The organism is Vibrio penaeicida (assembly GCF_002933855.1).
In the GTDB taxonomy this organism is placed as follows: Bacteria; Pseudomonadota; Gammaproteobacteria; order Enterobacterales; family Vibrionaceae; genus Vibrio; species Vibrio penaeicida_A.
In genome coordinates this window covers 246,953-252,916 of the sequence record NZ_BFAQ01000012.1, presented here as the reverse complement: position 1 = coordinate 252,916, position 5,964 = coordinate 246,953, and the positions used below count along the sequence as shown (strand labels likewise).

At 43.3% G+C, this 5,964-nt stretch carries 5 protein-coding genes; all 5 read left to right on the top strand.

The window, feature by feature from the left end:
* Positions 1-22: 22 nt before the first annotated feature.
* Positions 23-1,180 (top strand): galactonate dehydratase, encoded by a 1,158-nt coding sequence (gene dgoD, locus VPNCDNU1_RS06660; RefSeq protein WP_104399639.1) that lies wholly within the window; start codon positions 23-25, stop codon positions 1,178-1,180.
* Between the two features lie 189 nt (positions 1,181-1,369).
* Entirely contained in the window at positions 1,370-2,293 is a 924-nt protein-coding gene (locus VPNCDNU1_RS06655) for a dihydrodipicolinate synthase family protein (protein ID WP_104399638.1), read from the top strand.
* Between the two features lie 521 nt (positions 2,294-2,814).
* A complete protein-coding gene (locus VPNCDNU1_RS06650; RefSeq protein ID WP_104399637.1) occupies positions 2,815-3,363 on the top strand; it encodes an ECF-type riboflavin transporter substrate-binding protein in 549 nt (182 codons plus the stop codon).
* A complete protein-coding gene (locus VPNCDNU1_RS06645; RefSeq protein ID WP_104399636.1) occupies positions 3,364-5,070 on the top strand; it encodes an ABC transporter ATP-binding protein in 1,707 nt (568 codons plus the stop codon).
* On the top strand, positions 5,067-5,909 hold the full coding sequence (locus tag VPNCDNU1_RS06640; protein ID WP_104399635.1) for an energy-coupling factor transporter transmembrane component T family protein: 843 nt from the start codon (positions 5,067-5,069) through the stop codon (positions 5,907-5,909). Before VPNCDNU1_RS06645 ends, VPNCDNU1_RS06640 begins: the two co-directional genes overlap by 4 nt.
* The last annotated feature ends 55 nt before the right edge of the window (positions 5,910-5,964 follow it).

Below are 5,964 nucleotides of genomic sequence, written 5' to 3'. Positions count from 1 at the left end.
AATTGTTTAAATAAGGTATTTTATGAAAATTATTGGTTACGAAAAATTCATTGTTGCACCTCGTTGGGGTTTTTTAAAAATCATGACCGACGAGGGCATTATCGGCTGGGGAGAACCTTGCTTAGAAGGTCGAACGCACACCGTACACACCTGTGTTGATGAGTTAATGGAATACCTGATAGGAAAAGATCCACGAGACATAGAACTGCACTGGAATTACCTTCATCGCTCCACTTTCTATCGAGGTGGCGCTGTCATGATGAGTGCCCTTTCCGGTATCGACCAGGCACTTTGGGATATCAAAGGCAAAGCTCTGGATACCCCCGCTTATCAGCTAATGGGTGGCAAGTGTCGAGATAAAATCCAAACCTACTCATGGATTGGAGGCGATCGACCGAGCGATGTGGTGAACATGGCAAAAGAGCGCAAAGCACTAGGGTTTAATGCCATCAAAATGAACGCTACAGAAGAGCTTAACTTTATTGATAACTACAGCAAAGTTGATGCGTTACTGGATAGGGTACAAGGAATTCGCGACGCTCTAGGTAAAGATTTTGGCATTGGCATCGACTTTCATGGTCGCGTTCACAAAGCCATGGCAAAAATCATGATGAAAGAGTTGGAGCCCATGCATCCTATGTTTGTTGAAGAACCCGTGTTAGCAGAACATTTCGACTGCATCCACGAAATAGCACAATACGGAGCCATCCCCATAGCAACGGGCGAGCGCCTGCATTCTCGATGGGATTTTAAGAAGCTCTTAGAGCATGGTGGCGTTGATATTATCCAACCCGATATTTGCCATTGTGGCGGTCTAACTGAACTCAAGAAGATCGCATCCATGGCGGAAGCATACGATGTGGCTTTAGCACCCCATTGCCCACTCGGAGCCATTGCCCTCGCTTCTTCGGTTCATATCGATACCTGTTGTCAGAATGCCATCATCCAAGAGCAAAGCATTGGGATGCATTACAACAAAGGAAACGATGTTCTCGACTATGTTCACAACAAAGACGTGTTTGAGTTTAAAGATGGGTATTGCCTCAATATCGAAGGGCCAGGTTTAGGAATCGACATCAACGAAGAGTTTATGCGAGAGCAGCACAATAAGGAGCTAAACCAGCCCAAATGGCGAAACCCACATTGGACCAACGAAGACGGATCTTTCGCAGAATGGTAATTCTAGCTATAGAGCTAATCGTATTTACAAATTGTATAGCTATTACTCTATTAAAAAGGCTAGTAACACACTCGACAATCTTACTAACAAGGTCACTTGAACATTTCTAGCACAATAATACCCAAGTGACCGTAAGATACTGAGTATATAGAGCCTAATCTAATCGGCAACACATGGGGCAATTTTAAAATGATGAGTTCACAAGATATCTACGGCGTAAACCCAATCGTCGCAATGCCATTTGATGGAAGTGGTCGCGTTGATATAACAAGCTTTAAAAATCTGGTGAAACACTTAATGAGTACAGGTTGCCAAGGGTTAACCTTATTTGGTATTGCCAGTGAATTTTACAAACTCAGCCAGAAAGAAAAAGCATCTCTATCAAGTTGGTTTTGTGAAACCACAACAAAATCAAACGTGTTTAGTTGTATATCCGTTACTGAGCACGCAACTGAGTTAGCGGTACAACAAGCCATTGAATACCAAGAGCAAGGGGCGGATTCCATTATGTTACTTCCCCCCCACTTTCTAAACCCGGCTGCTGAACACATTATTCACCATATTCAAAGCGTGCTGAGTGCCGTCGATATTCCCGTACTCATTCAATATGCTCCTACCGAGACTGGTGTAGCCATTACTCCACAACAAATGAAAAAGATAACTCAAGGGCACTCCCACGCTGTGTTCAAAATAGAATGCAATCCTCCTATAGAGTACTCTCAGGCTTTACTCTCATTGCAACCAAGCGCTGTCATCATGAACGGTTATGCAGGTCTGTATATGTTGGATATGCTAGACATCGGGGGTAAAGGCGTCATGCCAGGCTGCTCATTTGCAGAAATCTATGTTGAAATCTATCGGCTACAACAGTCTGGCGACCAAGCGAACGCATTAGCACTGCACAAACAATTGTTTCAGTACATCAGTAAATGGATGACCCACTGTGAGTACATTATTGCGGTTGAAAAGGAGATTCTAACTAAGCGTGGAATCATCGCGACGCCATACTGCCGAAAGCCAGACTATAAGTTATCCGATGAAGACAGAAAGGACATTGATGCTTTCCTTTCGTCGTTCTCTCACTATTTAGAACATGCTGAATTCAAAGCTTAGTCACGAAAGTTTAGCAGCGGAAAATCAACAGGCCCTTAGCACATCTCAAAAATAAAAAAACGCCTTTGACAGTCAAGCTCTGCCAAAGGCGCCTCTCCTCCACCCCGAGGATAAAATCTAAATCATCAATTGGAAATAAGCTTTCTTAATGAGCTTAATTAAAATTTAGAACATCCTTACTTAAGCGCAAGCTTAATTTAAAATTTTTCATGTATTTATGTAAAAACCACCCAAAAGGACTAGTTTTCAACTCAAAAAAATCAAAGTATGAGAAAATCAGCACCTCGTTGTTTCAAGATCGAGATCGCAAAGCGAAAACATGTCTCCAGCGTTTATACCATATGAGCTCAAACTTATAAGATCCATGTGATACTGTATTTCCTCTAAACAGCTCAAAACCCCTATACCAAAATAACCTCAAGGTACTTGGGCGCAGTATATTTTGGTTTACATCGCGTTTCGCCTTAAGGTAGAAAACGTACTGCCTATTTTCTTGCTCTGTTAAACTACAAGGATTCGTTATGAACTTCTCAGCAAAAATGGTTGTTGTCATTGCTATTGGTGCGGCACTGTACGGCATTGGTGGATTACCAATGTTTGGTGTCCCTGTTTTTGCCAATACAACACTTAAACCAGCCATGGCCGTATTGGCTCTGTTTTCCGTTATGTTTGGGCCTGTCGTCGGCTTTTTGGTTGGATTCATTGGCCATTGGGTAACAGATTTATTTGCTGGCTGGGGCGTGTGGATTACTTGGGTTCTAGGTTCTGGAGTCGTTGGTTTAGTCATGGGTTTATTCCCTACCTTGACTCGAAACAGGCTAAAACAAGGGGAGCTCCCTTTTAAAGACTACGTCTTGTTTGTCCTTTTAGCGCTTATTGGCAACATTGTCGGCTACGGTTGCTCTGCATTTTTGGATACCATTCTGTACGCAGAACCGTTTACTAAGGTCTTTACCCAGCTCACCATTATTGCATCAGCCAATACCGTTTTGATTGCCGTAGTTGGGTATTTTATTCTCAAGTCCGTTGCAAAAAGAAAAAAGCAGAGCCGAAATTTATCGGAGGCTTAAGTGCTAGGGTCTATTAGGTTCTCTAACTTCTCTTTTCGATACGAGTCACTGGAAAAACCGACTCTAAACAACATCAATCTACGAATAGAGAAAGGCGAGAAGATTGTAATTATAGGGCCTAGTGGAAGCGGAAAATCGACGCTGGGTCATTGCCTTAATGGGCTTATTCCTTCTGCGATCAACGGACAGGTCACCGGCACCTTAACCATTAATGGCATACCTTCGAATACCATGAAACTCCACGAGTTTACTGGACAAATTGGCACCGTACTGCAAGATACCGACAGTCAATTCGTTGGATTAAGTGTGGCTGAAGACATCGCCTTTGCTCTTGAGAACCAGCTCGTTCCGCACCACGAAATGCTCGAAACAGTGCGAGACACCGCGCAACTCATAGACCTTGAATCTTTACTGCATCATTCTCCACACGATCTTTCCGGTGGACAGAAGCAACGAGTTTCGCTCGCAGGTGTGATGGTGGACGAGGTAGATTTGCTGCTATTTGATGAGCCACTAGCGAGCCTAGACCCAAAAACTGGCAAGCGGACCATCGAAATCATTGATCAAATTCATCGTGATACTGGCAAAACCATCGTCATCATTGAACATAGGTTGGAAGATGTCCTGCATCGAAGCATAGACAGAGTCATCCTAATGGAAGGCGGTGAAATCATCGCAGATATGACGCCAGATGCCTTACTACATTCAAATCTTTTGATGGAGCATGGCATCCGCGAGCCCCTTTACCTTTCAGCCTTAAAACAAGCGAAATGTAATTTAGATTCTGCTGCACCAATCGCTAACTTAAGCGCGATTCCAATAGATAGCTATCAACCGGCACTTACAAAATGGATGACACTTGATAGCCCAATTACAACGCCAATTCACTCAAAAACATTGTTAAAAGTCGATAAGCTCACTTTTTCTTATGATGGCGGAAAAAATGCACTTGAAGGTGTGTCTTTTGACGTTAAAAAAGGTGAGTTCGTTTCAGTACTTGGCAAAAACGGTTCCGGTAAATCTACCCTTACCAAGCTAGTGATGGGTGTGTTAACGCCGGATTCTGGCTCAATTTCAATGCACGATGCCAACATGGCGGATCTTTCTATATTTGAACGTAGCCAAAAAGTCGGAGTCGTAATGCAAAATCCAAATCATATGATCTCTCACCATATGATCTTCGATGAGGTGGCATTTGGACTTAGAAACCAAGGCTTGCCCGAACCTCATATTGAAGAAAAGGTTTTGCACGTTTTAGAACTATGCGGGCTAAAACAATATCGCCATTGGCCAATCGAGGCGCTAAGTTACGGGCAGCGCAAACGTGTGACCATCGCATCCATATTAATATCAGAACCTGAACTTCTTATCCTAGATGAGCCAACAGCTGGGCAAGACTATCGCAACTACACTTCGATGTTGAATTTCATTAAGGCACTCAACCAGCAGCTAGGCATTACTGTTTTGATTGTGTCACACGATATGCACTTGGTTCTTGAATACACCACCCGTTCCGTCGTCATTTCGGACGCTAAACTCATCGCTGACGCACCTGTAACTGAAGTGCTAAGCCAACCAGACTTGCTAGACAGTGCCAATCTTGCTCCAACAAGTTTGTATGAACTGGCCGCTAAAGCAGGCATAGATGATACGAACGAATTTATGCGCCACTTTATCTCGCAAAACACCTCTATGGAGGTGGCATGAGCAACGCAGCAAAAATGAATTTTGGCATCAACTACATCAATACAGGATCGCCTCTTCATCAATTGAATGGCATCACCAAACTCGTGATGTTTGCTGCATGGGTTACGGTTGTCCTGACCACATTTGATTTACGCGTTTTGCTCCCAATGATTGCATCAGGGATACTGCTGTTAAAAGTAAGCCGAGTTCCTTTTCGAGTTTATCGCCCGTTATTCATCGCCACGGCAAGTGTGCTCTCGCTCAATGCTGTCTTTATGTATCTTTTAGCACCAAGGCAAGGTGCAGAACTCATTGGCAGCGAACACCTATTATTGCCATTGTGGGGTAACTATTCCCTATCACAAGAGACGCTGTACTATCTTATAACAGTGACATTAAAGTACTTCAGCATGTTCCCAATAGCTTTGGTCTTTGTGTTTACCACTCACCCAACCGAATTTGCAGCCAGCTTAAATCGCATTGGTGTTCCTTACAAAATTGCTTATGCGGTAAGTCTAACACTGCGTTACTTACCTGAAGTAAAGAAAGACTTTATTAATATCATGCATGCTCAACAAGCTAGGGGGCTGGATCTCTCTAAGAATGCTCCATTAATTCAGAGAATTCGCAATGTAGCCCACATTCTTGGTCCGCTTATTTTTTCTAGCCTAGACCGTGCCGACACCATATCAAACGCCATGACGCTCCGAGGTTTTGGCAGGAATAAATCCCGAACTTGGTACAGTGCAAAACCCTTAACGACGATAGATAAAAGGGTAATGTCTGCCGTAGTGATCATCGTCTGTTTAGCGTTTGTGAAACGATACCTAGACCCCACCCTATTCTGGTATCCATTTTAGCGAGAATGAAAAGGCATCTAACTTATCAGTTATACCCAAGTTACCTCAAGATGCT

What these genes read in the sequence shown, in the direction of transcription:
- VPNCDNU1_RS06655 (WP_104399638.1), top strand. Translation starts at nt 1,370, where the DNA reads ATGATGAGTTCACAAGATATCTACGGCGTAAACCCAATCGTCGCAATG.
- VPNCDNU1_RS06650 (WP_104399637.1), top strand. Translation starts at nt 2,815, where the DNA reads ATGAACTTCTCAGCAAAAATGGTTGTTGTCATTGCTATTGGTGCGGCA.
- VPNCDNU1_RS06640 (WP_104399635.1), top strand. Translation starts at nt 5,067, where the DNA reads ATGAGCAACGCAGCAAAAATGAATTTTGGCATCAACTACATCAATACA.
- dgoD (WP_104399639.1), top strand. Translation starts at nt 23, where the DNA reads ATGAAAATTATTGGTTACGAAAAATTCATTGTTGCACCTCGTTGGGGT.